This window comes from Cupriavidus sp. GA3-3 (genome assembly GCF_000389805.1).
Taxonomy (GTDB): Bacteria; Pseudomonadota; Gammaproteobacteria; order Burkholderiales; family Burkholderiaceae; genus Cupriavidus; species Cupriavidus necator_D.
Window position 1 is genome coordinate 1 of sequence record NZ_KB944475.1, and the last position, 25,248, is coordinate 25,248.

Consider the following 25,248-nt stretch of genomic DNA (forward strand, 5'->3'; position numbering starts at 1 on the left):
GTCATGCCGCGCGCGCCCAGCTCAGGCTCGGTCTTGGCATAGACCACCAGCACGTCGCAGTCCGGGCCGTTGGTGATCCACATCTTGGTGCCGTTGAGCACGTAGCGGTCGCCCTTGAACTCGGCGCGCAGCTTCATGCTGACCACGTCGGAGCCGGCATTGGGCTCGCTCATGGCCAGCGCGCCGATCCATTCGCCCGAGACCAGCTTGGGCAGGTACTTCGCCTTCTGCGCCGGCGTGCCGTTGCGGTGGATCTGGTTCACGCACAGGTTGGAATGCGCGCCGTACGACAGGCCGACCGACGCCGAGGCGCGGCTGATTTCTTCCATCGCAATCATGTGCGCCAGGTAGCCCATGTTGGCACCGCCGTATTCCTCGGCCACGGTGATGCCCAGCACGCCCAGGTCGCCCATCTTCTTCCAGGCGTCCATCGGGAACTGGTCGGTGCGGTCGATCTCGCCGGCGCGCGGGGCCAGTTCGGCCTGAGCCCAGGCGCGCACGGAATCGCGCAGCATTTCGATGTCTTCGCCGAGGTCGAACTTGAGGCCGGGGAGGGTGTTCATAGCGGTGTTGTCTCTGGTGTTGTCTGTGGGAGCGGGGGGATTGGCTGGCGCCGTGCACCGGCGCCAGCGCGTCAGGCCGTCCTGGATTCGCTGAGTTTCAGGTCCTGCGTCATGCGCTCGCGCATCACGAATTTCTGTACCTTGCCGGTGATGGTCATGGGCATCTCGTCGACAAAGCGGATGTAGCGCGGGATCTTGTAGTGCGCGATCTGGTCGCGGCAGAAATCGCGGATCTCGTCCTCCGTGGCGCTCGCGCCGGGCTTGAGCACGATCCACGCGCAGACCTCCTCGCCGTACTTCTGGTCGGGAACGCCGAACACCTGGACCGCCTGGACCTTCGGATGGCGGAACAGGAACTCCTCGATCTCGCGCGGGTAGATGTTCTCGCCGCCACGAATCAGCATGTCCTTCACGCGGCCGACGATATTGCAGTAGCCTTCCGCGTCGATGGTGGCGAGGTCGCCGGTGTGCATCCAGCCGTCGCGAATGGCTTCGGCGGTACGCGCCTCGTCATCCCAGTAGCCCAGCATCACCGAATAGCCGCGGGTACACAGCTCGCCGGTTTCTCCTACGGGAACCGTGGCACCTGTCGCATCCACGATCCTGACTTCGAGGTGCGGCTGGATGCGGCCCACCGTGGTCGTGCGCTTGTCCAGCGGATCGGTGGTGCTGCTCTGGAAGGAGACCGGGCTAGTTTCCGTCATGCCGTAGGCAATCGTCACCTCGGACATATGCATCTGCGACACCACGCGCTTCATGGTTTCGATCGGGCAGGGTGACCCCGCCATGATGCCGGTGCGCAGGGAAGAGAAGTCGTAGCTCGCGAAGTTCGGGTGATCGAGCTGGGCAATGAACATGGTCGGCACGCCATGCAATGCCGTGCAGCGTTCTTCGCTGACTGCCTGCATGGTGGCTTCCGGCTCGAAGGCCTGGCCGGGGAACACCATTGCCGCGCCGGAGGACACGCAGGCCAGCACCGCCAGGACCATGCCGAAGCAGTGATAGAAGGGCACCGGGATGCAGAGCTTGTCCTGCTCGGAGAAACGCATCGCCATGGCAATGAAGCGTGCGTTGTTGACGATATTGCGATGGGTCAGCGTGGCGCCCTTGGGCGCACCGGTAGTGCCGCTGGTGAACTGCACGTTGATCGGGTCATGGCGGTCCAGCTGTGCCGTGATGGCATCCAGCGTCGACCGAGCCACGCCTGTGCCGCGCGCAATCACGTCGGCATAGCGGAGCATCCCGGGTGTATGGTCGTCGCCCATGCGGATGACGCAGCGCAGTGCCGGCAGCCGCGCCGCCTGCAGTTCGCCCGGCGCGCAGGTGGCCAGTTCGGGGGCGAGTACCTGGAGCATCTCCAGGTACCGTGAGGTCTTGAAGGCTTCCGCCGCGACGATCGCCTTGACGCCCACCTTGTTCAGCGCGTACTCCAGCTCGGACAGGCGGTAGGCGGGATTGATGTTCACCAGCACCAGCCCCAGCCGCGCCGTGGCGAACTGGGTGACCAGCCACTCGACCCGGTTGGGGGACCAGATGCCGACTCGGTCGCCTCTGGCCAGCCCCAGCGTGTGCAGGCCTGCCGCCAGTGCGTCCACGGCATCGGAGAATTCGCGCCAGTTCCAGCGCACCCCTTGCTCGCGAAAGGCAACGGCTTTCCGCTCGGGATAGCGAGCCACCGTTTGCGCCAGCAACTCCGGCACGGTCTGTTCCGACAGCGGAATGGTGGTGTCCCCTCTCACATGCGAAAGCCCGCCAATCGGCAGGATGGTGGGAGAGGACTCGGCCTGCATCGTCATACTTGTCTCCAAAGCCCGGTTGTGGTTCGTCACGTTGGATATTTGTGAGTGTTACTCAATAAACAGCGTATCCATGGATTCTGGGGTGGCGTCTCCGGGTTTTCCCGAATATTTGCGGCGCGGTTGCTTTATTTTTGGCTATTCCTTCGAGGCTCGCCTGACACCCGTTGGTGCGATGATCGAAAAATACATGGTGCCAATCGAAATGGCAACCTAAAATTGAGTAAAGCTCAAGTCAGGGCTGAGCCGGCCCTATAATCTCGCCTTCGGGTAAGCAAGGACTCAATCAAGATGGAAGACGTCACATCGCCCCGCCGTGTGCCGGCGGGCGCCAAGGCGGAACAACGCATCCGGGACATCCTGCGCGTCAGCCGCGAGGTATTCGCCGAGCTCGGCTATGAGCGGACCACGACCACCGAGATCGCCCAGCGCCTGGGCATCTCCGAGGGCACGGTGTTCACCTACTTCCATGGCAAGCGCGAGCTATGCGCACGCGTGATCGAGGACTGGTATGACGAGATCATCAGCACCGTGGAACAAGGCATGCCGCACGGGCAAAGCACAAAGGTGCAGCTGGAGTTCTATGTCAGGACACACCTGAGGTTGTTCCTGATCCAGGGGACGGGCTTGTGTGCGCTGGTGTTGTCGGAGGGGCGTGCAAAAGGGCCGGGGCTGGGAGAGGTGTTCGTACCGCTGCAGCGCCGCTATACGGCACCGTTGATGGACTTGCTGGCGCGGGCGCGGGACAACGGCGAGATCCGGGATGACCTGCCGTTGAGCCTGCTGCGCTCGGCAATCCTCGGCCCGATGGAGCACATCCTGTGGGACGCGATCGCCCGGCAGCGGCAAGTGGATATCGAGAAGACGGCCAGGGATATGGTGGCGTTGTTGTGGCCCGCCTTGCTGCCTGTAGACGTCGAGGTGGAGAAATTGCGCGCATTCTATGGAGAAGTCGGCGCGGCATTGAGAAGGGCGGGCAACGGTTGACGTGCGGCGCGCCTTGAAGCGCCGGTCCACTAATCCACTGATCTAGTTCTTGCGAGGGACCCTTGCCGGATTCATGCGCCGCCATGCGCGATCGCCTGCTGGCGGCCCTGCACGTCTTCGAATAGGCCTTAATCTACCAGGGCGAACGCCCGTCGATTTCCATTGATGGCAGCCCCAGCAGCGCGCGCGCCTGGGCCACTGTCGCCACGGGGCGCCCATATTCCTCGCACAAGGCCGCTACCTGGCTGACCAGCGCGGCGTTGGAGGGCGCCAGTGTCTGCTTGTCAAGCCGCACATTGTCTTCCAGGCCGGTGCGGCAATGGCCGCCCAGTTCGAGCGACCAGCGCGCCATCGTCAGCTGGTCCCGGCCGATGCCAGCGCCGGTCCAGGTCGCATCGGGTGCCAGGCGCCGCAAGGTGTGCACGTAGAAGGCAAGCACCTCGCGATCGACCGGCATCGCATTCTTGATTCCCATCACGAACTGGATATGCAGTGCGCCGTCGATCTTGCCGGCCTGTTGCATGGCCACCGCCTGGAAGATCATCGACAGGTCGAAGGCCTCTATCTCGGGCTTGATGGCGTAGGCCTTCATTTCCGCGGCGAGCCAGTCCACCAGGTCTGGCGGATTGTCATAGACGCGAGTGGGGAAATTGACCGAGCCGGTGGCAAGCGACGCCATGTCCGGGCGCAGCGACAGCATCCCCCCTCGCTCCCTTCCCGCGCCTGAGCGGCCGCCGGTGGAGACCTGCGTGATGATGCCCGGCGCATGCTTGCGGATGCCCTCCAGCACGCGGGCAAAGCGGTCGGGCTCGGAGGAGGGCGTCTCGTCGTCATTGCGCACGTGCAGGTGGACGAGCGTGGCGCCCGCCTCGAAGGCGGCCTGGGTGGATTCGACCTGCTCGCTGACAGTGATCGGCACGGCAGGGTTGTCACGCTTGCGCGGCAGCGAGCCGGTGATGGCGACGGAGATGATGCAGGGCTGGGTCATGTCGGCTCCGGTAAGGATGTATGGCATCACGCCTGTGACAGGAAGTGGATCACCGCGTGCGAAAACGCCTCGGGCAACTCCCAGTTGGACAAATGCGCGGCGTTGAGCGCGAGGTATTCGGCGCCGGCAATGCCTTGCGCCAGCTCGCGGCCCTGTTCCGGCGTGGTGGCGGCATCCTGCACGCCCGCGATCACCAGCACGCGCGAGCGGATGCCTGGCAGCAGGCCGCGCAGGTCGGCGTCGCGCACGGCGGCGCAGTTGGCGATATAGCCATCGGCATCCGTGGATGCGAGCATGGCGAGCACGGGCGCGATGTGCGCCGGATCGCCGGCCAGCGCGGCCGGCGTGAACCAGCGGGCCAGCACGCCCCCGGCGATCGCCGCCATGCCCTCGTTGCGGACGCGCTCGATGCGCGTGTTCCAGCCGGACGCCGGGCCGATCAGCGCCGCGGTATTGGCCAGCACGAAGCGGCCGAAGCGTTCGGGATGGTGGCGTGCCAGCCAGATGCCGGTCATGCCGCCCATCGACAGGCCGCAGAAGTGGGCGTGCTCGACACCGGCATGGTCCATCACCGCCAGCACGTCGGCACCGAGCTCGGCCATGCCGAACGGCGCTGCCGGCACGCTGGAGGCGCCATGGCCGCGCGTGTCGTAGCGCAGCACGCGGAAGCGCTCCAGCAGCGCCGGCATCTGCGGGTCCCACATCGACAGGGTGGTGCCCAGCGAGTTGGACAGGGCCAGCACCGGCGCGCCGGCCGGACCGTTAAGTTCATAGTGAAGGCGAAGCCCGTCGCGGGTGGCAAAGCGCATGACGTGGGCTCCCTCAGCGGATCGATGAAGGATGCGGCGCCAGCGGCGTGACGGCGATCTTCATGTACGGGAACAGCGGCAGCCCCGACAGCAGCGTGTGCAGCGCCTCGTTGGACTCGACGTCGAACACGCTGTAGTTGGCATACTCGCCCACCACGCGATAGAGCTGCTGCCACTTGCCCTGGCGCTGCAGGTCCTGCGCATAGGCTTTCTCGCGCGCCTTGATGTCCTCCGCCTGCGCGGCGGGCATGTCGTGCGGCAGGCTTACGTCCATTCGTACCAGATACAGCATTGGTGTCTCCTCGCTTCGATTCTGATGGGGTCTGATGGCAGGGAATCAGGCGCGGTCGCGCCGGTAGTGGGCGAGCTTGTCCTCGTCCAGCGCCATGCCCAGGCCGGGGCCCTGCGGCAGGTGCAACGCGAAGTCGCGGTAGACGGGGCGCTCGGCCACGATGTCGTCCTTCAGCAGCAGCGGGCCGAACAGTTCGGTGCCCCACGCCAGTTGCGGCAGGGTCGCAAAGCCGTGGGCGGCGGCAATGGTGCCGATGCTGCCTTCGAGCATGGTGCCGCCATACAGCGCGATGCCGGCCGCATCGCCCACCGCGGCCGTGCGCAGCATGCCGAAGATGCCGCCCGACTTGGCGATCTTCAGGGCGAACACGTCGGCGCCGCCGATGCGGGCCAGTTCCATCGCGTCCTCGGGCCCGCACACCGCTTCGTCGGCCATGATGGGCACCACGAAACGCGCCGCCAGGCGCGCCAGCGCGGCGCGTTGCTCGCGTGGCGTGGGCTGCTCGATCAGGTCGATGCCGGCGGTCTCCAGCATGGCAATGCCGGTGGCGGCATCCGCTTCGTTCCAGGCCTGGTTGACGTCCACCGTGACACGCGCGCGCTCGCCCAGCGCGCGCTTGATCGCGGAAACGTGTGCGACGTCCTCGCGCACGCTGCGCCGGCCGATCTTGAGCTTGAAGGTATCGTGGCGGCGCTCGGCGAGCAGGCGCTCGGCCTCGTCGATGTCCCGCGCGGTGTCGCCGCTGGCGAGCGTCCACAGCACCGGCAGGGTGTCGCGCACGGCGCCGCCCAGCAGTGTCGCCAGCGGCACGCCGAGACGCTTGCCCTGCGCGTCCAGCAGTGCGGTCTCGAGCGCCGACTTGGCGAAGCGGTTACCGCGTGCGACCTTGCCGAGGCGCGCCATGGCGCCATGCACATTGGCCGCATCCTGGCCCAGCAGCGCCGGTGCAAGGTAGCTGTCGATGGTCAGCTTGATGCCCTCGGGGCTCTCGTCGCCGTAGGAAAGTCCACCGATGGTGGTCGCCTCGCCGAGGCCTTCAATGCCGTCGGCACAGCGCAGGCGGACGATCACCAGCGTCTGCCGCTGCATGGTCGCCATGGCGAGCTGGTGCGGCCGGATGGTCGGAAGATCGACCAGGATGGCCTCGATGGACTCGATGGCCGTGATGCTTTGCTGCGTCGCCACTTTCATACCTTCCTGATGCAGTTGAACGTTGCACCGGAGTATGGAGGGCTATTTTTGGGGTGTCCAAGACCGTTGGCGTCTGATTCCATACCTACAGAGTATGAACCGCCCGTTGCGCCTTATTCCTTCGGCGGCGGCAGGTAGGCCATGCCCTCATCCTCGTAGAGCTGGTAGATCATGTCCCGCAGCGAGCGCAGGTCGGCCGACTCGTCCAGCATGCGCGTGCTCATGATAATGGGCGACACCAGCTTGGGATCGTCCAGTTCCTTGTAGGTCACGTCGCCCCGCTTGAGCCCGTAGACGCTGCTCGGGACCACCGAGATGCCTTCGCCCATCGCCACCAGCCCGAGGGCGATCTGCAGCTCGCGCACCTCGTGCAGGCGGCGCGGCTTCAGGGCGCGGTCGTGGAAGGCGGCCAGCACCTGGTCGGCAAAGCTCGGGCGCGGCGCCTTGGGGAAGATGATGAGCGGCTCGCCGACCAGGTCGTGCAGCGCGAGCTCGGGCTTGGCGTCAGCCAGCGGATGGCCGACCGGCAGTGCCACGATCATGCGCTCCTCACGCAGCACCACGCGCCGCACCGACGGGTCTTCGTGGCGAATGCGCCCGAAGCCCACATCGATGCGCCCCTCCTTGAGCGCCTTGATCTGGTCCATGGTCGACATCTCGTGCAGGCTCAGTTCGAGATCGGCGTGCATCTGCCGGAAGCGCCGGATGATCCGCGGCAGCATCCCATACAACGTGGAGCCGACAAAGCCGACCGACATCTTGTGCTCGATCTTGCCGACCCGCTTGGTCATCGCCTGCAGTTCCGCGGTCTGGGCCAGCAGTTGCAGCGCGTGGGTATAGAAGAAGCGCCCGGTGTCGGTCAGTTTCAGCGGGCGCGAGTGGCGCTCGAACAGTTGCACACCCAGGTCGTCCTCCAGTTGCTGGATCTGGCGCGACAGCGGCGGCTGTGCGATATGCAGCCGCTCGGCCGCCCGGGTGAAGTTGCGTTCCTCTGCCACCGCCACGAAGTAACGCAGGTGCCGCAATTCCAAGACTATACCTCCTGAGTATCGATGGGATACTAAATCAGTGTTGGACTGCCAAAACTGCCGTTGACTATGCTCCATCCGTGCCCGGAAGACAAGCTCGATACCTGCAAAGCATGAACCGGGACCCAACCACAACTATGGAGACCCCCATGACTCACTCGGAAATCGACGCCCTGGTCCACAGCTTTATCATCGCCACCGGCACGCAAGGCACCCCCGACCCGCGCGTGCAGCAGGTGGTAGTCCGCCTGACCGCGGACCTGTTCAAGGCGATCGAGGACCTCGACCTGAGCGCCAGCGATGTCTGGAAGGGCATCGAGTACTTCGCCGAGGCGGGCGCCACCCAGGAGTTGGGCCTGCTCGCCGCCGGCCTGGGGCTGGAACGCTTTCTCGACGTCCGCGCCGACGAGGCCGAAGCCCGCGCCGGCCTGACCGGCGGCACGCCGCGCACCATCGAAGGCCCGCTCTACGTGGCCGGCGCCCCGGAAAGCACCGGCTTTGCCCGGCTCGATGATGGTAGCGACGACGGCAAGGGCGAGGTCCTGTTCATGCAAGGCACGGTGTACGGCGCCGACGGCAAGCCGCTGCCCGGCGCCAGGGTCGAGGTGTGGCATGCCAACCTGATGGGCAACTACTCGTTCTTCGACAAGACCCAGTCGCACTTCAACCTGCGCCGCACCATCGTCACCGATGCAAACGGCCGCTACCAGTTCCGCAGCAACGTGCCCAACGGCTACGGCTGCCCGCCGCAAGGCACCACCCAGCGCCTGCTGGACCAGCTTGCGCGCCACGGCCGGCGCCCGGCCCACATCCACTTCTTCGTGTCGGCGGACGGCCACCGCAAGCTGACCACGCAGATCAACATCGACGGCGACGAATACCTGTGGGACGACTTCGCCTTCGCCAGCCGCGAGGGGCTGGTGCCGGCGGTGACCCGCGTCACCGAAGCCGCCGCGCTCGACAAACACGGCGTGGACAAGCCGTTCGCCTCGATCGACTTCGATTTCCGGCTGCTGCCGGAGCAGGCCGGCGCCCCCGCCGCCGAGGTGGAGCGCCAGCGCGCCGCCGCCTGATTTTCCGCAATGCCGCCCGCCGCGCGGGCCGGCAGATCCAGTCCGGGCGGCAGCGCCATGCGCAGCGCCGCCCCGGCGACAAGACATCGGCAGGAGACAACTCCATGATCCCCATCTATCCGGAGGGCAAGGCCCCCGTTCGCCCCGGCGCAAAGCGCCTCGACCTGGATACCTTCCTGGTGGAAGACAAGGCAAGCGGCGACTACCGGCTGCACCGCGCGGCCTTCACTGACGAAGAGCTGTTCGAACTCGAGATGAAGCACATCTTCGAGGGCAACTGGATCTACCTGGCGCACGAAAGCCAGATCCCGAACAACAACGACTACTACACCACCCATATCGGCCGCCAGCCGGTGGTGATCGCGCGCAATCGCCAGGGCGAACTGAACGCCTTCATCAACGCGTGCAGCCACCGCGGCGCCATGCTGTGCCGCCACAAGCGCGGCAACAAAGCCACCTACACCTGCCCGTTCCACGGCTGGACCTTCAACAACAGCGGCAAGCTGCTGAAGGTGAAGGATCCCGAGAACGCCGGCTACCCTGACTGCTTCAACAAGGAAGGCTCGCACGACCTGAAGAAGGTGGCGCGCTTCGAGAACTACCGCGGCTTCCTGTTCGGCAGCCTGAACGCTGACGTGCCGCCGCTGAAGGATTTCCTGGGTGAAGCGGCGCGCGTCATCGACATGATCGTCGACCAGTCGGCCGACGGGCTCGAGGTGCTGCGCGGCTCGTCTACCTACACGTTCGAGGGCAACTGGAAGCTGCAGGCCGAGAACGGCGCCGATGGCTACCACGTGTCGGCGGTGCACTGGAACTACGCCGCAACCACCAGCCAGCGCAAGCAGAAGAACGCGCAGGAAGACAAGATCCGCGCCATGGACGCCGGCAAGTGGGGCCAGCAGGGCGGCGGCTTCTACGCCTTCGAGCATGGCCACATGCTGCTGTGGACGCGCTGGGCCAACCCGGAGGACCGCCCCAACTTCAGCCGCCGCGAGGAATTCGCCGAGCGTTGCGGCGCCGAGACCGCGGACTGGATGATCCAGAACTCTCGCAACCTGTGCCTCTATCCCAACGTCTACCTGATGGACCAGTTCGGCTCGCAGATCCGCCTGCTGCGTCCGCTGGCCGTCGACAAGACCGAGGTCACCATCTACTGCATCGCGCCGAAGGGAGAATCCGACGAGGCGCGCGCGCGCCGCATCCGCCAGTACGAGGACTTCTTCAACGTCAGCGGCATGGCCACCCCCGACGACCTCGAGGAGTTCCGCGCTTGCCAGCAGGGCTACGCCGGGCAGGCACTGGCCTGGAACGACATGTGCCGCGGCGCGAAGCACTGGATCGACGGTGCCGACGAGGCCGCGCAGCGCATCGGACTCAAGCCCGTGATGAGCGGGGTGCGCACCGAGGACGAGGGCCTCTACACGGTGCAGCACCGCTACTGGCTGGACGTGATGAAGAAGGCCGTGGCAGAGCAATCCGCCGAAGCCGCGAATGAAGCCACCGACACCACCGACGCCGCCGCAGGGAGCGCAGCATGAGCACCGCCGACATCACCCTCGACCAACCGGTCGACCTGGCCGCCATCCAGTCCTTCCTGTACCGCGAGGCACGGCTGCTGGATGACGAAGAGTGGGACGCATGGCTTGCGTGCTACCACCCCGACGCAAAGTTCTGGATGCCCTGCTGGGATGACGACGGCAAGCTGATCACCGACCCGCAGCGCGAGATCTCGCTGATCTATTACCCGACCCGCCAGGGCCTGGAGGATCGCGTGTTCCGCATCAAGACCGAGCGCGCTCCAGCGCCACCATTCCGGACACGCGCACCAGCCACAACCTGAGCAACGTGGAAGTGCTCGGGGTGGCGGGCGACACCTGCACCGTGCGTTTCAACTGGCACACGCTGAGCCATCGCTACCAGACCACCTACAGCTACTTCGGCATGTCGCGCTACACGCTCGACCTCTCCGGCGCGCAGCCGCGCATCCTGGACAAGTATGTCGTGCTCAAGAACGACTACATCAACCAGGTCATCGACATCTATCACATCTGATCCAGGCTGGAGGAACGCGCCATGGAACACACCATCGCCCTGCAATTCGAAGACGGCGTCACCAGGTTCATCACCTGCGGCGAGCACGAGACCCTGTCCGATGCCGCCTACCGGCAGCAGATCAATATCCCGCTGGACTGCCGCGACGGCGCCTGCGGCACCTGCCGCGGGCTGTGCGAGTCGGGCAGCTATGACCTGCCCGAATCCAGCTATATCGAAGATGCGCTGACCGCGGAGGAAGCTGGCCGGGGCTACGTGCTGGCCTGCCAGACGCGCCCGCGTTCGGACTGCGTGATTCGCGTGCCCGCCTCGTCGGCCGCGTGCAAGACCGGCGTCACCACCTACCAGGGGACGCTGGCCGAGCTGGAACAGCTCTCCGATTCGACCATCGGCTTTTCCATCGACCTGGACGAGGCCGCCGGCCTGGACTTCCTGCCCGGCCAGTATGTCAATGTCGAGATCCCGGGCACCGGGCAGACGCGCTCCTATTCCTTCAGCTCCGCGCCCGGCAGCGCGCGCACCGGCTTCGTGGTGCGCAACGTGCCGGAAGGCCGGATGAGCACCTGGCTGACCAGCCAGGCCAAGTCCGGCGAGCGCGTGGCGTTCTCGGGTCCGTACGGCAGCTTCTACCTGCGCGCGGTGACACGGCCGGTGCTGTTCCTGGCCGGCGGCACCGGCATCGCCCCGTTCCTGTCGATGCTCGATGTGCTGGCCGCCAGTGGCTGTGCGCAGCCGGTGCGCATGGTCTACGGGGTCACCAACGACATCGACCTGGTGGCGCTGTCACGCATCGATACGGCCCAGGGTGCCTTGGCCGGCTTCGAATACCGTACCTGCGTCGCCGACGCTGCCAGTAACCACCCACGCAAGGGCTATGTCACAGCCCATGTGGAGCCGGAATGGCTCAACGGCGGCGATGTCGACATCTACCTGTGTGGCCCCGTGGCGATGGTGGAGGCCGTGCGCGGCTGGCTGCAGCAGAGCGGCATCACGCCCGCCGGCTTCTACTATGAGAAGTTCTCGGCCAGCAACGCGGCATGAGCGAGGAGCACGACAACATGAGAACTGCTACACGCTTTGCCGGCAAAGCCATGATCGTGACCGGAGCCGCGCAAGGCATCGGCCGCGGCGTCGCACAGGCCGCCGCCGCCGAGGGCGCCTCGGTGGTGCTGGTCGACCGATCGGCGCTGGTCGATGAAGTCGCGGCGCAGATCGTTGCTGCGGGCGGGCAGGCCATCGCAGTGCACGCCGACCTGGAGCGCTATGCCGGCGCCACGCAGATGGCGCAGGCGGCCGAAGCAGCCTTCGGCCGCATCGACATCCTCGTCAACAACGTGGGCGGCACGATCTGGGCCAAGCCCTTCCAGGCCTATGAGGAGGACCAGATCGAAGCCGAGATCCGGCGCTCGCTGTTCCCCACGCTGTGGTGCTGCCGCGCGGTGCTGCCCGGCATGGTCGCGCGCCGGCAGGGCGTCATCGTCAACGTGTCGTCGATTGCCACGCGCAGCATCCACCGCGTGCCCTACGCGGCGGCCAAGGGCGGCGTCAACGCACTGACGGCCAGCCTCGCCTTCGAGCATGCGCACGAAGGCGTGCGCGTCAACGCCGTGGCCACCGGCGGCACCGAGGCGCCGCCGCGCAGGATTCCGCGCAACATGGCAGCGCAGAGCGAGCAGGAGGCCATCTGGTACCAGGCCATTGTCGACCAGACCAGGGCCTCGAGCCTGATGCACCGCTATGGCACGATCGACGAGCAGGTCCATGCCATCCTGTTTCTCGCCTCGGACGAGGCTTCGTACATTACCGGCACGGTCTTGCCAGTTGGCGGCGGGGATCAGGGCTGATGAGCCAGCGTCTGGGTGGAATCGATTGGAGCGCAGTCCGACCGCCGAGGGACTGCAGCGTGTTGCATTGTTCGGCTTACAGCCTTCATTGGCAGATAGGAGTCAGATCATGACCAAGCCCTCGATCATTCTGGCGCACGGTTTCTGGGGAGGTGCCGCGCATTGGGGAAAAGTCATCGTTGAACTGGCGCGAAAGGGGTATACGAACGTCCGCGCCGTTGAAATGCCGCTGACATCGCTTGCTGACGATGTCGAGCGTACCCGCAAGATGATTGCCCAGCAGAAGGGGCCGGTCCTCCTGGTGGGGCATTCGTACGGTGGTGCGGTGATTACCCAGGCGGGTGACCAGCCCAATGTGGTGGGGCTTGTGTATATCGCGGCGTTTGCGCCAGATGCGGGGGAGAGCCCCGGTGGCATTACGCATCAGCATCTTCCGGTTGCGGCGCCCAATCTCGAACCCGACAGCGACGGCTACTTGTGGCTCAGATCCGATAAGTTCCATGAGAGCTTCTGCCAGGATCTTTCGCCCGACGACGCGCTGGTGATGGCGGTGACGCAGAAGGCGCCGCTTGCAAGCACCTTCGGCGACGTCATCACGACGCCGGCCTGGAAAAAGAAGCCGTCCTGGTACCAGATTTCCAGCGAAGACAGAATGATCGCCCCCGAAAACCAACTGAAGATGTCGGCCCGGCTCAATCCCCGGAAGGTCGTGACTCTGGCGGCAAGCCATGCTTCGCTGGCTTCGAAGCCAGCCGAGGTTGCAGCGTTGATCGACGAAGCCGCGACGGAGTCGGTCAGGGGATAGCGCCCTGAACGCCCCGCCGGACCAGTGCGCCGAACAGCGGAAAGCTGCACGGTCAAGGGGGAGCCCCCCGGCTACAGCATCGCTGAATGCAAGTGATGCGGATTATCGAGCGTTTCCGCGATGATCCGCAGCGACTCCTCGATCTCATCGCGCTCGCCCGGGCCGCCCAGGCAGACACGGATCGCATCGGGCGGGTTGCCGTCGGTCGAGAAGGCGGCGGCCGATACCGCGCCGATGCCGCGCGAGCGCAAGTGCAGCGCCAGTTCCGACGGGCTCCACGCTGAAGCCGCCGGGATCGGCAGCCACAGGTGAAAGCCCTCCGGGTCCGCGTCATAGGCCAGGCCCTCGAGCACATGGCGCGCAATCAACTGCCGCGCCGCGCTTTCGGCGCGGATGGCCTTGAGCATGTCGTCCACCGTTCCGTCCTTGATCCAGGATGTAGCGAGCAATGTGTTGATGGGGCTCGCCATCACCGTCGTTGCCCGCAGGGTGCCAGCCAGGCGCTGCGCCTGCCGGGCGGTGGGGGCGTGCAGGAACGCTATGCGCAGCCCGGCGCCCAGGCATTTGGACAGGCCGGTGACGTAATACGTGAGTTCCGGGGCGAGCGCGGCAAACGTCTGTGGTGCCCGCAGCGGCAGCATGCCGTAGGCATCGTCCTCGATGATCGGCACGCTGTAGCGCAGCGCGACTTCGGCGAGCTGCTCGCGGCGTGCCTGCGGCATGGTGCGCGTGCTCGGGTTCTGGATGGTCGGATTGCAATAGAGCGCCGCCGGCTTCTGTGTCTTGCACATGGCTTCGAAGGCGTGGGCGAACGGGCCATCCTCGTCGCCGGGCAGCGCCTGTAGCTGGATATTGAGCTGCGCGGCGATGGCCTTGATGCCGGGGTAGGCCAGCGCGTCGGCACAGATGGTCTGCGCCGGCCGCGCGAGCTGCGACAGCAGTGCAACCAGCGCGCTGTGGATGCCGGGCGTGACCAGCACGGTGTCCGCGCTGCATGCCGGCACCCAGCGGCGCAGCCATTTCGCAGCAACCGAGCGATCGGCCGGGGTTCCGCCGAAGTCCTGGTAGCGCAGCAGCGTGTAGGGATCGGCAGCCTCCAGCAGTTGCGCCATGGCGGAACGAAGCCGCGCTGCCATCGCGGGCGGCTCCGGCGGCATGTTCATGGACATCTCCGCACCCGTGCCGCCGCGCAGCGGCATCGCGGGCGCACGTCCGCGCACGTAGGTGCCACTTCCTGTCTTGGTGTCGATCAATCCCCGCTTCCTCGCTTCACTGTAGCCGCGTGCCACGGTGGTGTAGTTCAGTTGCAGCGCTTCGGCCAGGTCGCGCAGCGGCGGCAGCCGGTCGCGCGCGCGCAACTGGCCGTCGGCCAGTGCCTCCTCGATCAGGTCCGGAATCAGTAAATAGGCCGGCTTGGCACTGCCGGCGATACGTCTTACCCAATGGCTGGTCAGGTTGGACACCGTGGTCTCCCGCTGCGCGATGCGATGGCATTCAGTGCCCTGAGGGTAGCACCCGAATGATCGCTTACCAAGCCGCACAAGCGATTGCATCAGAAGTTCTCAATGATGGTGCGATATCAGCGCGGATGCACCACGCGTGCGCACCAGGCGGCTGGTTCCCGTTCAAAAATGTGCATTGTGGCGAAGCCGTCATGGCGTGCGCTGTGCGCCTTTGGTGGCATCCATGGCCAAAGCCGTTGCGATCATTGGGCCGATCATTTGGTCAGCTTCGGCTTGATTGGAGATTGATCGCATGACTGCGGGCATTGCGTGGCACATCGGTTGCGGATGTTGGCGTGTTCGGCCTGGCGCCGAATGGTCGATCGGCAAGGGATCGGTCGGCCGCACTGCCCCATCAACGCAACGGAGAGAAGCATGCCTGCTGTCAGCAAACCGGCCCACAAGAAGGGCGATTTCCTGGTCGACTATGAAGAGAAGGTATTCGAGGACGTAAAGGCCGAAGCCGGCGAGAAGGCGCTGGTGACCTTCCACACCGTCGCCTTCGAAGGCTCGATCGGCTTCGTCAACATGCTGCAGGCCACGCGCCTGCTGCGCAAGGGCTTCGAGACCTCGATCCTGCTGTACGGCCCCGGCGTGAACCTTGGCGTTCAGCGCGGCTTCCCGACGCTTGGCGACGAGGCATTCCCCGGGCATATGAACTTCAACAAGCAGCTCACCAAGTTCATGGACGAGGGCGGCAAGGTCTACGCCTGCCGCTTCGCCCTGCAGGCCCTGTACGGCCACGGCGAGGCCTCGCTGATCGAGGGCATCCGCCCGATCAATCCGCTCGATGTGCTCGACCTCAAGCTGCTGCACCGCAAGGAGAACGCGCTGATCATCGATACCTGGACGGTCTGAGCGAAAGGGCAGGTGCCACCATGTCACAGAAACGCATTGTGCGCGCGGCCGCGGTCCAGATCGCGCCCGACCTCGAGAGCGGCGCAGGCACGCTGGCCAAGGTCTGCGAGGCGATCGACGAGGCCGCCGGGAAAGGCGTGCAGCTGATCGTCTTCCCGGAGACCTTCGTGCCGTACTACCCGTACTTCTCCTTCGTACGGCCGCCGGTGCACTCCGGCAGCGACCACATGCGGCTGTACGAGCAGGCCGTGGTGGTGCCCGGCCCGGTCACCGATGCCGTCGCCGGGCGCGCACGCCGGCACGGCATGGTCGTGGTGCTCGGCGTGAACGAGCGCGACCACGGCAGCCTGTACAACACGCAGCTTATCTTCGACACCGAGGGCAACCTCGCGGTCAAGCGCCGCAAGATCACGCCCACCTTCCACGAACGGATGATCTGGGGGCAGGGCGATGCGGCCGGCCTGAAGGTCGCGGACACCGCGATCGGCCGCGTCGGCGCGCTGGCGTGCTGGGAGCACTACAACCCGCTGGCCCGCTATGCGCTGATGACCCAGCACGAGGAAATCCACTGCAGCCAGTTCCCGGGCTCGCTGGTCGGGCCGATCTTTGCCGAGCAGATCGAAGTCACGATCCGGCATCACGCGCTGGAATCCGGCTGCTTCGTCGTCAACGCCACCGGCTGGCTGACCGAAGCGCAGATCGCCTCCGTGACCACCGATCCGGCGCTGCAGAAGGCGCTGCGCGGCGGCTGCAACACTGCAATCATCTCGCCGGAGGGCCAGCACCTGGCGCCGCCGTTGCGCGAGGGCGAGGGCATGGTCATTGCCGACCTCGACATGTCGCTCATCACCAAGCGCAAGCGAATGATGGATTCGGTGGGCCACTACGCGCGCCCGGAACTGCTAAGCCTTGCCATCAATGAGCGGCCGGCGGCGACGGCAGTGCCGATGGCAGGCGCCTTCTCCAACTTCCATGGGAGTATCCGCGATGACATCCAGCGCGAGCGTGCCGGCTTCGAGCCGGCAATTGATGACTGAACTGCAGTCCGTCGGGCTGCGCCTGGAAGACCCGAATGCCGGCGCGGCCAGCCGGCGCGGCGGGGCGGGTCCGTCCGATCACAAGGCGGTCACCATCGACGGCGTGACCATCATGGTGCCGGTGCATACCAGTACCGCATGGCACTCGCCGTTCGTGGCGCAGGCGCCCGACGGAACGGGGCGCAGCGCGCTGATGCGCGGCACCATCCCGATTGCCAGCATCAGCTTTCCGAAGGCGCCGCGTTTCCATGCGCTGCAGACCCTGGAGGGCATCCCGTACTCGCATATCGCCACGCTGCATGGCGCCGATGTGCTGGCCACCACGGTGCTGCAGACTTGCATCCGCTACGAGAGCCGCAAAAAGACCTGCAAGTTCTGCTCGATCGGCCAGTCGCTGGCGGCGGGCCGCACGATCGCGCGCAAGACGCCGGAGCAACTGGCCGAAGTGGCGCGCGCCGCAGTGCTGCTCGACGGCGTCAGGCATATGGTGCTGACCACCGGCACGCCGCCGACGCCGGACCGGGGCGCGGCTATTCTTTGCGAGAGCGCCTTCGCCATCAAGGCCGCGGTCGACCTGCCGATCCAGGCGCAGTGCGAGCCGCCCGACGACGACCGCTGGTTTGAGCGCATGAAGGCCGCCGGCATCGACACGCTCGGCATGCACCTCGAGGTCGTCACGCCGGCGCTGCGCGAGCGCATCATGCCGGGCAAGGCGGCGGTGCCTCCGAGCCGCTACATGGAAGCCTTCAAGGCCGCCGTTGCGGTGTTCGGCAGGGGGCAGGTCAGCACGTACATCCTCGCGGGACTCGGCGACACCGCGGAAGCCATCCTGTCGATCTCGCGCGAGCTGATCGAGCTCGGGGTGTATCCGTTCGTGGTGCCTTTCGTGCCGATCTCCGGCACGCCGCTGGAGGACCACCCGGCACCCTCGCCTGCCTTCATGCAGTCGATCCTGCAGCCGCTCGGCGCCATGCTGAGCGCCGCCGGCATGCGCTCGTCCGACATCAAGGCGGGTTGCGGCAAGTGCGGCGCGTGCTCGTCACTGGCCACCTACGAGCGCGAGGCGGCACTGGTGACCGACGGAGCGACAGCATGAAAAGCGATCTCTGCGTCGAGGTGCCGGGCATCCCGATGTTCCGCATCCGCTGGGCGGAGCACACCTGGGAGGCGGAGCAGGCCTATCGCCTGCGCCAGGCCGTGTTCTGCGAGGAGCAGGGCATCTTCGCGGGCGACGACCGGGACGCGGTGGACGACGTGGCGCAACTGCTGGTGGCGGTGCGCTTCGATCCGGAATTGCCCCGCCATCCCGGCACCGTGGTCGGCACGGTTCGCATCCATGAAAGCGAGCCGGGCGTGTGGTTCGGCTCGCGGCTAGCGGTGGATGCGGCATACCGAAGCCAGGGCAAGATCGGTGCGACGCTGATCCGCCTGGCGGTGAGCAGCGCCCACGCGATCGGCTGCCGGCGCTTCCTTGCGCACGTGCAGAGCCAGAACGTGCCCTTGTTCAGGCGCTTGCATTGGCACGTCCTGGCAGAGGAGACGCTGCTCGGGCGGCCTCACCACCTGATGCAGGCAGACCTGAACCATTACCCACCTTGCCATACCCCGCACGCGGGCCTGATTGCGGAAGGCAGGGCCGTGCGATGAGCCTCGACGACCTCGTACACACCTTGCGCAGCAGCCGGGGTTTTGCGCATAAGACCGATATCCCGGCCATGCTGTCGCCACTCGGCGCCGCGGCCACCGGACGCAACGCGGCCATGGCTGTCGATGTCGGCGACGACTGCGCGGCATGGCGGGATGGCGACGGCTACCTGCTGTTCGCCATTGAAGGACTGGTCAGTGATTTCATCCGCACGATGCCGTGGTTCGCCGGCTACAGCGCGGTCATGGTCAACATCAGCGATATCTATGCGATGGGCGGCAGGCCGACGGCCGTGGTCGATGCGCTATGGAGCCATGGCGCCGCCGACGCCGCTGAAGTGCTCAAGGGCATGGCAGCGGCGTCTGCCGCTTATGGCGTGCCGATCGTCGGCGGTCACAGCAACGCGCGCAGCGAGGAAAGCCAGCTTGCCGTGGCGATCGTTGGCCGGGCGCGCAAGCTGCTGTCGAGTTTCGCGGCGCGTCCCGGGCAGCGCCTGTTGATGGCGGTGGACCTGCGCGGCGCGTTCGCGGAACCGTACCCGTTCTGGAACGCATCGACGGGCGCGCCGGGCGAACGACTGCGCGCGGATCTCGAACTCTTGCCGGTGCTGGCCGAAGACGGCCTTTGCACCGCGGCCAAGGACATCAGCATGGCGGGTGCGCTCGGCACCGCGCTGATGCTGCTCGAATGCTCCGGGGTGGGCGCCAGCATCGCGCTGGAGCGCATTCCGCGGCCCGATGGCGTGCCGCTGGAGCGATGGCTGACCGCATTCCCCAGCTATGGCTTCCTGCTGGCTGTCGATGACGACGATGCGCAGGCGGTCGAACGACGCTTCCTCGATCGCGGCATTGCCTGCGCCCAGATCGGCGCCATCGACAATTCCCGTGTCGCCACGCTCACGCACGCCGGCGAACGGGCCACGTTGTGGGACTTCCGCGAGGCGGGGTTCATCCTGCCGACGCGCCTGGCCACGCCGATTGATTCCCCAACCTGAGACCTGCCATGCCAGTTACCTATTTCCGCATCCGCTGGCCTGACCAGACCGAGATGGCCTGCTATTCCCCATCCTCGATCGTCACGGAGCACTTTGCCGAAGGGGCGGCGTATCCGCTGGACGAGTTCGTCGAGCGCGCGCGTACCGCGCTGGGCGCCGCTTCCGAGCGGGTGCGTGCCAGGTATGGCTACGCCTGCTCGTCCGCGATGGACCAGCTCCGCATCCTGGAAATCGCCGCGCAGCGGTTCCGGGGCCAGGACGGCGCCACCGTCCGGTTTCTCGGCTTTGGCAGCTAGCCGTTCTTCAAATTCCTCGCCTTAAAGGATCCAACATGTCCAACGTCATCTACACCAATCCGGACCAGGCCGCAGAACCCAGGCACTACGGCGTCATCATTGTCGGCGGCGGCCAGGCCGGACTATCGATGAGCTACTTCCTGAAGCAGGCCGGCATCGATCATCTCATCATCGAGAAGCACACCGTCACGCATACCTGGCGCACGCAACGCTGGGATGCGTTCTGCCTGGTGACGCCGAACTGGCAATGCGCGCTGCCGGGCTATCCCTACCAGGGTGATGATCCGCACGGCTTCATGAAGAAGGATGAGATCACGGCCTATCTCGATGGCTTTATCCGGACGGTCGGCGCACCGGTGCTCGAGCACACCGAGGTACGGCAAGTGAAGGCGCGCGCTCAGGGGGGATTTGCCGTGGTGACGAGCCAGGGTGCATTCACCGCAGACCAGGTGGTGGTGGCCTCGGGCGGTTATCACACGCCGATCGTGCCGCGCATGGCCGAGCGCCTGCCGGCGTCGGTCCGGCAGCTGCAATCGTCTGAATACAGGAATCCCGAGTCGCTGCCCGAGGGTGCGGTGCTCGTGGTCGGCTCGGGCCAGTCGGGCGCGCAGATTGCGGAAGACCTGCACCTGGCCGGCCGCAAGGTGTACCTGGCCGTCGGCGAGGCGCCGCGCTGCGCGCGCTTCTATCGCGGGCGGGACGTCGTGGACTGGCTCGCGGACATGAAATACTACGACCTGCCGGTCACCGAGCATCCGCTGCGCGAGGGCGTTCGCGACAACACCAATCACTATGTCACCGGCCGCGACGGCGGGCGCGATATCGACCTGCGCAGGTTTGCCACTGAGGGCATGGAGCTCTACGGCTTGCTCGACGACTACCTCGAAGGCCAACTGCGTTTTGCGCCGGACCTGCGTCGCAACCTGGACGATGCCGATGCGACTTACAACCGCATCAACGCGAGCATCGACAAGTTCATCGCGGAGCGAGGTATCGAGGCGTCGCCGCCGAGCGTCTATGAGCCCGTGTGGACGCCGCCGGCCGAGCGCACCGAACTTGATCCTCAGGCAGCCGGCATTGGTTCGATCATCTGGTGCATCGGCTTCCGGCCGGATTTCAGCTGGCTCGAAGTGCCGGTGTTCAACGGCCGCGGCTATCCGGGCCACGAACGTGGCGTGACCGCACACGCCGGCCTGTACTTTCTTGGCCTGCCCTGGCTGCACACGTGGGGATCGGGGCGATTCTCCGGCATCGCGCGCGACGCCGAGTACCTGGCCGCCCTGGTCGCCGCAGGCCGGGCCGACACCGCGCTGGCCGCCTGACATGGAAGCCGTCGTCTCGCGCCATGTGGCCGGCATGCCCCAGTTGGCATACACCGGCCTGTCAGAGAACTGGCTGCTGAAGACCTGCGGCGACCTGCACTGGCGCCTGCTGGCCGCCGGCGCCGGCCTGGGGGTGCCGGACTTCCGCGATGCCGAGGGCAATCCGGTGTATGCGGCGTTCACCGCGATCCGCGTGCGCGACGCCGCGCCGCAAACGGTCGGCGAGCACGCCGGGTTCAGCATCGGTTCGCACATCGTGCCAGCGGGTGGCGTGAAGCACCTCAGCGAACATGCGGTCGACATGCATGGGGACTGCCGCGCCAGCGTGACGATGCTGTCCACCTTCATCCGCCGCACGCGTGACCGGGACAACCGCTCGGTCGTGCGCACCATGCCGACCGTGGCCGCGCAGTGGGCCGGCGCCGGCCCGTCGGCACAGGCGGCGGAACTGTCGCTGCTGGCACGGCGTTTTCGCGGCGGGGATTGGGGCATGCATCTCGGGTTCGATCAGGCCCGGCATCGCGTCTGCCACGCCGCCGAGTACCTGCCGTGCCCCTGCAACGACTTCAATGGCGCCGACCTGCTGTACTTCGCCAGCTTCCAGGCCATGGTCGATCGCGCGGAATGGCAATGGCGCCGCGACGCGGATCCGCCCACGGTGTTCGCGCGGGACCTGTTCTTCCATGGCAACGTCAATGTCGGCGAGTCGCTGGAGCTGATCTTCTCCGCGCTGCGCGAGGACGAGGAAGGATTGACGCACTGGTGTGAGATCCGGCGCAGCCGCGACGGCGAGAAGATCGCAGATGTGGTCACGCAGAAGCGGTGGAGGCAACGATGAACGCGAAACGGGATGACCCGGCAGGCGCCCTTGAGCTGAAGCCGGTCTACGGGCACGGCGACCTGACTGGTCTTGGCCACCTGGGCGGCATGCCCGGCGAGGCCCCGTTCGTTCGTGGCCCCTATCCCTCCATGTACCGCGGCAGGCCATGGACCATCCGCCAGTACGGGGGATACGGCGACGCCGTGACGTCGAACCTCGCCTATCGCGAGGCCCTGAAGCAGGGCGCGCAGGGCTTGTCGGTGGCCTTCGACCTGCCGACCCATCGCGGCTATGATTCTGACGATCCACTGGCGCAGGCCGATGTCGGCATGGCCGGCGTGGCCATCGACTCGGTCGACGATGTGCGGCGCCTGTTCGATGGCATTGCGCTGGACCGTGTGTCGGTATCGATGACCATGAGTGGTGCGGTGCTGCCAGTACTGGCAGCGTTCCTGGTCGCGGCCGAGGAATGGGGCGTCCCGTTCGAACAGCTGCGCGGCACCATCCAGAACGACATCCTCAAGGAGTTCATGGTCCGGAACACCTGGATCCATGCGCCGCAGCCGTCGCTGCGCATCGCCACCGACGTGGTCGAATGGCTGGCCGCGCATGCGCCGAAGTTCAACGGCATGTCGATCTCGGGCTATCACTTCCAGGAAGCAGGCGCCGATCCGGTGCTGGAACTGGCACTGACACTGGCCAATGCCAGGACCTATGTCGGCCTGCTGCGAGAGCGCGGCCTTGATGTCGATGCATTCTGCGGCGGACTGAGCTTCTTCTTCGGCGTCGGCAAGCCATTCTTCGTCGAGATCGCCAAGCTGCGCGCCGCGCGGCTCCTGTGGCACGACATCGTGTGCGAGCTGGGCGGCACCAGCGCGCGCGCCACCGCCATGCGCATGCATTGCCAGACTTCGGGCTGGACCCTCGCCGCGCAGCAGCCGCTCAACAATGTCGCGCGCACCACGATCGAGGCGATGGCCGCGATCTTCGGTGGTACGCAGTCGCTGCATACCAACGGCTTTGACGAGGCATTGGCTTTGCCGGGCGCGCAGGCCTCGCGGCTGGCCCGCGATACGCAGCTGATCCTCCAGCATGAGTTTGGCCTGTGCGACGTGGCGGACCCGTGGGCGGGCTCCTACCTGATCGAGTCGCTGACCGGCCGCATGGTGACGGAGGTTCGCGCGGTGCTGGCGCACATCGACGCTGAGGGTGGCATCCTGGCAGCCCTCGAATCCGGCTGGGTGCAGCGGCGCATCCACCAGAATGCGCTGCGGACGCAGGCTCGGCTCGATGCGCGGGAAGAGGTCGTGGTGGGTGTCAACCGCTACCAGGAGCCCGACGACAATGGCCAGGAATGCCTGGAGATCGACGGTACCCAGGTGCGCGTGCAACAGGCACGCCGCCTGGACGCGCTGCGCAGCCGCCGCGATGACGCCGCGGCCAGGCATGCGCTGGCGGCGCTGACCGAAGCGGCCAGGCGCGGCGGCCGCAACCTGCTAGCCTGTGCGATCGATGCCATGCGTTGCCGCGCCACGGTCGGGGAATGTACCCGGGCGCTGCTCCAGGTCTGGCCGCGCCATACTGTCCGGGCGTCCTACGACGTTGCGCTGTACGGCACGGCTCGCGCTGGCAACACGGAATGGCTGGCGGCCTGCGAGTGCGTCAGTGCGCTGCGCGAGCGGCTTGGCCGTGCGCCCCGGATACTCGTGGCTAAGCTCGGCCAGGACGGCCACGACCGCGGTGCGAAAGCGGTGGCGGCCGGGCTTGCGGATGCCGGGTTCGTCGTCGAACTGACGCCGCTGTTCCAGTCGGCCGAGGCGGTTGTATCTGCCGCCTGCGATGGCGACTTCGATGCCATCGGCATCTCCACGCTGGGCGGCGCGCATCTGGATCTGCTGCCGGTGCTGCTACACGCCTTGCGGCAGCGCGCGCTCGATGTGCCGGTCTTCGTCGGCGGCATTGTTCCGGCAGACCACAGGCGCTTGCTGCGCCAGTGCGGCGTGCAGGGGATTTTCGGACCGGGCACGCCGATGGAGATCATCGTGAGCACCATCGTGGCTGCGCTCACGTTGTCGAGGATGCCTACGGCGTAAGCGTGACGTCCTCGATCGCCACGTCGCCCACCAGCATGTAGCCGGGCGCATGCGTGATACACAGCGGCAGCAGCGCCTGCACGGCCGCGGCCAGAGGCGTGCCGCCTGGATGGCGATGCTTCCGCTTGCTGAGATGTCCGACAACCGGGTCGCGACCTTCCCGCGTTTCGTATTTGCACCAGAACCTTCGCCCTACCGCGTGGCGAACGCCAGCCGCGGTGGCGCTTCTGGCACCGCGCAACGAACGCGCCGGTCGCGCTCCGGCAGTGTCAGCTGGGTACGTGGCGGCGCGGCTCGCCGCACGCCGAGGATTTCGGCTACATTGGCTTGCGGGCGGAGCAGCGGCCGCAGCAGCGAGGCGGGGCCTGTGAGCAGCGGCGTCACGCCCGGGCCGTGCCCGCTGACCGTGCTGTCGCCGTGTACCACGACGCCGATGGTCACGCGGTCATTGGCGTAGCGCGGCCCCCGCCGCGTATCGGCGCCGATGATCGCCACCATGTCGCCGAAGCGCAGGCTGCCCAGACGGTAGCGCTCACGTGCCTGCCGGTCCGACAGCTGGATATCGTAATCCCCGCGCCATGCATTGTTCTTTCCCAGCCCGGAGCCCATGACGCGCGCCGGCACCAGATGCGTGACCGGCGCATGGAGCTGGCCATCGCGCTCCAGCAGGCCCCATCGCGCCAGCAGGCGCGGCGAGCAGTTGAGGACTTCGATTCTGGGGTAGTCGCGGAGTCGTAATCCCAGTCCATGCGAAAGAACCTGGATGCGGTCGCCGATGCAAAGGCGCACCAGCACCTCCGTGGGAAAGTCCACCAGCACGTGGTTGACGCCGCCGTGCTTGCCCGTCACCACACCAGTCCGGCCCGCGCACGCTCCGTTGACCACACGGGCCGGATTGCCGACGCAGGCATAGGTCAGCAGGGCGCTGTTGGGTCCGTCGCGTGGGCCGACGATCTCGCGCCCGTTGTTGTGCAGGGCGACCCCCGGCTCGATATGGTCGCCCGCCAACCCGACGCAAGGATCGCCGATGCGCTTATTGACCACGATGCCGCCGGTACCCGGCAGGACGCGCGGCACGCCGTCGTAGCCAATGCGGTAGGGCGAGGCGCGCCCCACGGGATGCGCGATCTGCCCAAGGACGGACACCGCCACGAGTTCGTCGGCATTGATTCGGGGAACGGGGCGTGCACCGTCGCGGCCGGCCGGACGGGACAGGGCTTGCTGGACGAGCGGAATCGGGCGGGACATGGGTG

The 25,248-nt window shown here is 66.4% G+C and carries 24 protein-coding genes and 1 pseudogene; 16 read left to right on the plus strand and 9 right to left on the minus strand.

Annotated features, from left to right (window positions below; translation table 11 throughout):
* Together C265_RS12820 and C265_RS12825 are read right to left on the minus strand one after the other, a co-directional pair.
* Positions 1 to 563: acyl-CoA dehydrogenase family protein (locus C265_RS12820; RefSeq protein ID WP_010811727.1), on the minus strand; the 563-nt coding region annotated here is incomplete at its 3' end.
* A 71-nt stretch (positions 564 to 634) separates the two neighbouring features.
* Positions 635 to 2,359, minus strand: a complete 1,725-nt coding sequence (locus C265_RS12825) for an AMP-binding protein (RefSeq protein WP_010811728.1) — start codon at positions 2,357 to 2,359, stop codon at positions 635 to 637.
* 291 nt (positions 2,360 to 2,650) lie between these two features.
* Between C265_RS12825 and C265_RS12830 the strand changes: the two genes are divergently transcribed.
* On the plus strand, positions 2,651 to 3,346 hold the full coding sequence (locus C265_RS12830) for a TetR/AcrR family transcriptional regulator (RefSeq protein ID WP_010811729.1): 696 nt from the start codon (positions 2,651 to 2,653) through the stop codon (positions 3,344 to 3,346).
* Positions 3,347 to 3,479: 133 nt separating this feature from the next.
* Here C265_RS12830 and C265_RS12835 read toward each other — a convergent pair whose 3' ends face one another.
* The 5 genes from C265_RS12835 to C265_RS12855 all read right to left on the minus strand — a co-directional run bounded on the left by C265_RS12835 (position 3,480) and on the right by C265_RS12855 (position 7,657).
* Positions 3,480 to 4,334, minus strand: coding sequence for a 3-keto-5-aminohexanoate cleavage protein (locus C265_RS12835; protein WP_010811730.1), 855 nt, complete (start codon positions 4,332 to 4,334; stop codon positions 3,480 to 3,482).
* 26 nt (positions 4,335 to 4,360) lie between these two features.
* Positions 4,361 to 5,143: a 3-oxoadipate enol-lactonase gene (gene pcaD / locus C265_RS12840; RefSeq protein ID WP_010811731.1), complete on the minus strand. Its 783-nt coding sequence runs from the start codon at positions 5,141 to 5,143 to the stop codon at positions 4,361 to 4,363.
* A 13-nt stretch (positions 5,144 to 5,156) separates the two neighbouring features.
* Positions 5,157 to 5,435, minus strand: a complete 279-nt coding sequence (gene catC, locus C265_RS12845) for a muconolactone Delta-isomerase (protein WP_010811732.1) — start codon at positions 5,433 to 5,435, stop codon at positions 5,157 to 5,159.
* A 45-nt stretch (positions 5,436 to 5,480) separates the two neighbouring features.
* Positions 5,481 to 6,626 carry a muconate/chloromuconate family cycloisomerase gene (locus C265_RS12850; protein WP_010811733.1) on the minus strand — a complete coding sequence of 382 codons (1,146 nt, stop codon included), beginning with the start codon at positions 6,624 to 6,626 and terminating at the stop codon, positions 5,481 to 5,483.
* Between the two features lie 113 nt (positions 6,627 to 6,739).
* Entirely contained in the window at positions 6,740 to 7,657 is a 918-nt protein-coding gene (locus tag C265_RS12855) for a LysR family transcriptional regulator (RefSeq protein ID WP_010811734.1), read from the minus strand.
* A 146-nt stretch (positions 7,658 to 7,803) separates the two neighbouring features.
* On the opposite strand from C265_RS12855, the gene catA reads away from it, so the two are divergent.
* The 6 genes and pseudogenes from catA (at position 7,804) to C265_RS12885 (ending at position 13,428) form a co-directional block, all read left to right on the plus strand.
* Complete coding sequence (gene catA / locus C265_RS12860) at positions 7,804 to 8,727, plus strand: catechol 1,2-dioxygenase (RefSeq protein ID WP_010811735.1); 924 nt, start codon at positions 7,804 to 7,806, stop codon at positions 8,725 to 8,727.
* Positions 8,728 to 8,831: 104 nt separating this feature from the next.
* Entirely contained in the window at positions 8,832 to 10,265 is a 1,434-nt protein-coding gene (benA, locus tag C265_RS12865) for a benzoate 1,2-dioxygenase large subunit (protein WP_010811736.1), read from the plus strand.
* Positions 10,262 to 10,779: pseudogene (benB, locus tag C265_RS12870) on the plus strand (benzoate 1,2-dioxygenase small subunit). The gene benA and the pseudogene benB overlap by 4 nt, the downstream one beginning before the upstream one ends.
* 21 nt (positions 10,780 to 10,800) lie before the next feature.
* Positions 10,801 to 11,820: a benzoate 1,2-dioxygenase electron transfer component BenC gene (benC, locus tag C265_RS12875; RefSeq protein WP_010811737.1), complete on the plus strand. Its 1,020-nt coding sequence runs from the start codon at positions 10,801 to 10,803 to the stop codon at positions 11,818 to 11,820.
* 17 nt (positions 11,821 to 11,837) lie between these two features.
* Positions 11,838 to 12,623, plus strand: coding sequence for a 1,6-dihydroxycyclohexa-2,4-diene-1-carboxylate dehydrogenase (locus C265_RS12880; protein ID WP_010811738.1), 786 nt, complete (start codon positions 11,838 to 11,840; stop codon positions 12,621 to 12,623).
* Positions 12,624 to 12,732: 109 nt separating this feature from the next.
* Complete coding sequence (locus C265_RS12885; RefSeq protein ID WP_010811739.1) at positions 12,733 to 13,428, plus strand: alpha/beta hydrolase; 696 nt, start codon at positions 12,733 to 12,735, stop codon at positions 13,426 to 13,428.
* A 71-nt stretch (positions 13,429 to 13,499) separates the two neighbouring features.
* Here C265_RS12885 and C265_RS12890 read toward each other — a convergent pair whose 3' ends face one another.
* Positions 13,500 to 14,891 (minus strand): PLP-dependent aminotransferase family protein, encoded by a 1,392-nt coding sequence (locus C265_RS12890; RefSeq protein ID WP_010811740.1) that lies wholly within the window; start codon positions 14,889 to 14,891, stop codon positions 13,500 to 13,502.
* 414 nt (positions 14,892 to 15,305) lie between these two features.
* Between C265_RS12890 and C265_RS12895 the strand changes: the two genes are divergently transcribed.
* From C265_RS12895 to scpA, 9 genes are read left to right on the plus strand one after another with little or no spacing between them, the layout of a single operon-like run.
* Positions 15,306 to 15,788, plus strand: a complete 483-nt coding sequence (locus C265_RS12895; protein WP_010811741.1) for an MSMEG_0572/Sll0783 family nitrogen starvation response protein — start codon at positions 15,306 to 15,308, stop codon at positions 15,786 to 15,788.
* Between the two features lie 20 nt (positions 15,789 to 15,808).
* Positions 15,809 to 16,825: a Nit6803 family nitrilase gene (locus C265_RS12900; protein ID WP_010811742.1), complete on the plus strand. Its 1,017-nt coding sequence runs from the start codon at positions 15,809 to 15,811 to the stop codon at positions 16,823 to 16,825.
* On the plus strand, positions 16,818 to 17,921 hold the full coding sequence (locus C265_RS12905; protein ID WP_010811743.1) for an MSMEG_0568 family radical SAM protein: 1,104 nt from the start codon (positions 16,818 to 16,820) through the stop codon (positions 17,919 to 17,921). Before C265_RS12900 ends, C265_RS12905 begins: the two co-directional genes overlap by 8 nt.
* The gene (locus C265_RS12910) at positions 17,918 to 18,472 is read left to right on the plus strand and encodes an MSMEG_0567/Sll0786 family nitrogen starvation N-acetyltransferase (protein ID WP_010811744.1); all 555 of its coding nucleotides are present in this window, start codon (positions 17,918 to 17,920) and stop codon (positions 18,470 to 18,472) included. Before C265_RS12905 ends, C265_RS12910 begins: the two co-directional genes overlap by 4 nt.
* Complete coding sequence (locus tag C265_RS12915) at positions 18,469 to 19,464, plus strand: sll0787 family AIR synthase-like protein (RefSeq protein WP_010811745.1); 996 nt, start codon at positions 18,469 to 18,471, stop codon at positions 19,462 to 19,464. Before C265_RS12910 ends, C265_RS12915 begins: the two co-directional genes overlap by 4 nt.
* 8 nt (positions 19,465 to 19,472) lie before the next feature.
* Positions 19,473 to 19,760 carry an MSMEG_0570 family nitrogen starvation response protein gene (locus tag C265_RS12920; protein WP_010811746.1) on the plus strand — a complete coding sequence of 96 codons (288 nt, stop codon included), beginning with the start codon at positions 19,473 to 19,475 and terminating at the stop codon, positions 19,758 to 19,760.
* Between the two features lie 35 nt (positions 19,761 to 19,795).
* Positions 19,796 to 21,082 (plus strand): MSMEG_0569 family flavin-dependent oxidoreductase, encoded by a 1,287-nt coding sequence (locus tag C265_RS12925; RefSeq protein ID WP_010811747.1) that lies wholly within the window; start codon positions 19,796 to 19,798, stop codon positions 21,080 to 21,082.
* Between the two features lies 1 nt (position 21,083).
* Positions 21,084 to 21,920: a Pnap_2097 family protein gene (locus C265_RS12930; RefSeq protein WP_010811748.1), complete on the plus strand. Its 837-nt coding sequence runs from the start codon at positions 21,084 to 21,086 to the stop codon at positions 21,918 to 21,920.
* A complete protein-coding gene (gene scpA, locus C265_RS12935) occupies positions 21,917 to 23,995 on the plus strand; it encodes a methylmalonyl-CoA mutase (RefSeq protein WP_010811749.1) in 2,079 nt (692 codons plus the stop codon). The genes C265_RS12930 and scpA overlap by 4 nt, the downstream gene beginning before the upstream one ends.
* Positions 23,996 to 24,187: 192 nt before the next feature.
* On the opposite strand, the gene C265_RS12940 is transcribed toward scpA, so the two are convergent.
* Positions 24,188 to 25,243 (minus strand): DUF4438 domain-containing protein, encoded by a 1,056-nt coding sequence (locus C265_RS12940; RefSeq protein WP_010811751.1) that lies wholly within the window; start codon positions 25,241 to 25,243, stop codon positions 24,188 to 24,190.
* Between the last annotated feature and the right edge of the window lie 5 nt (positions 25,244 to 25,248).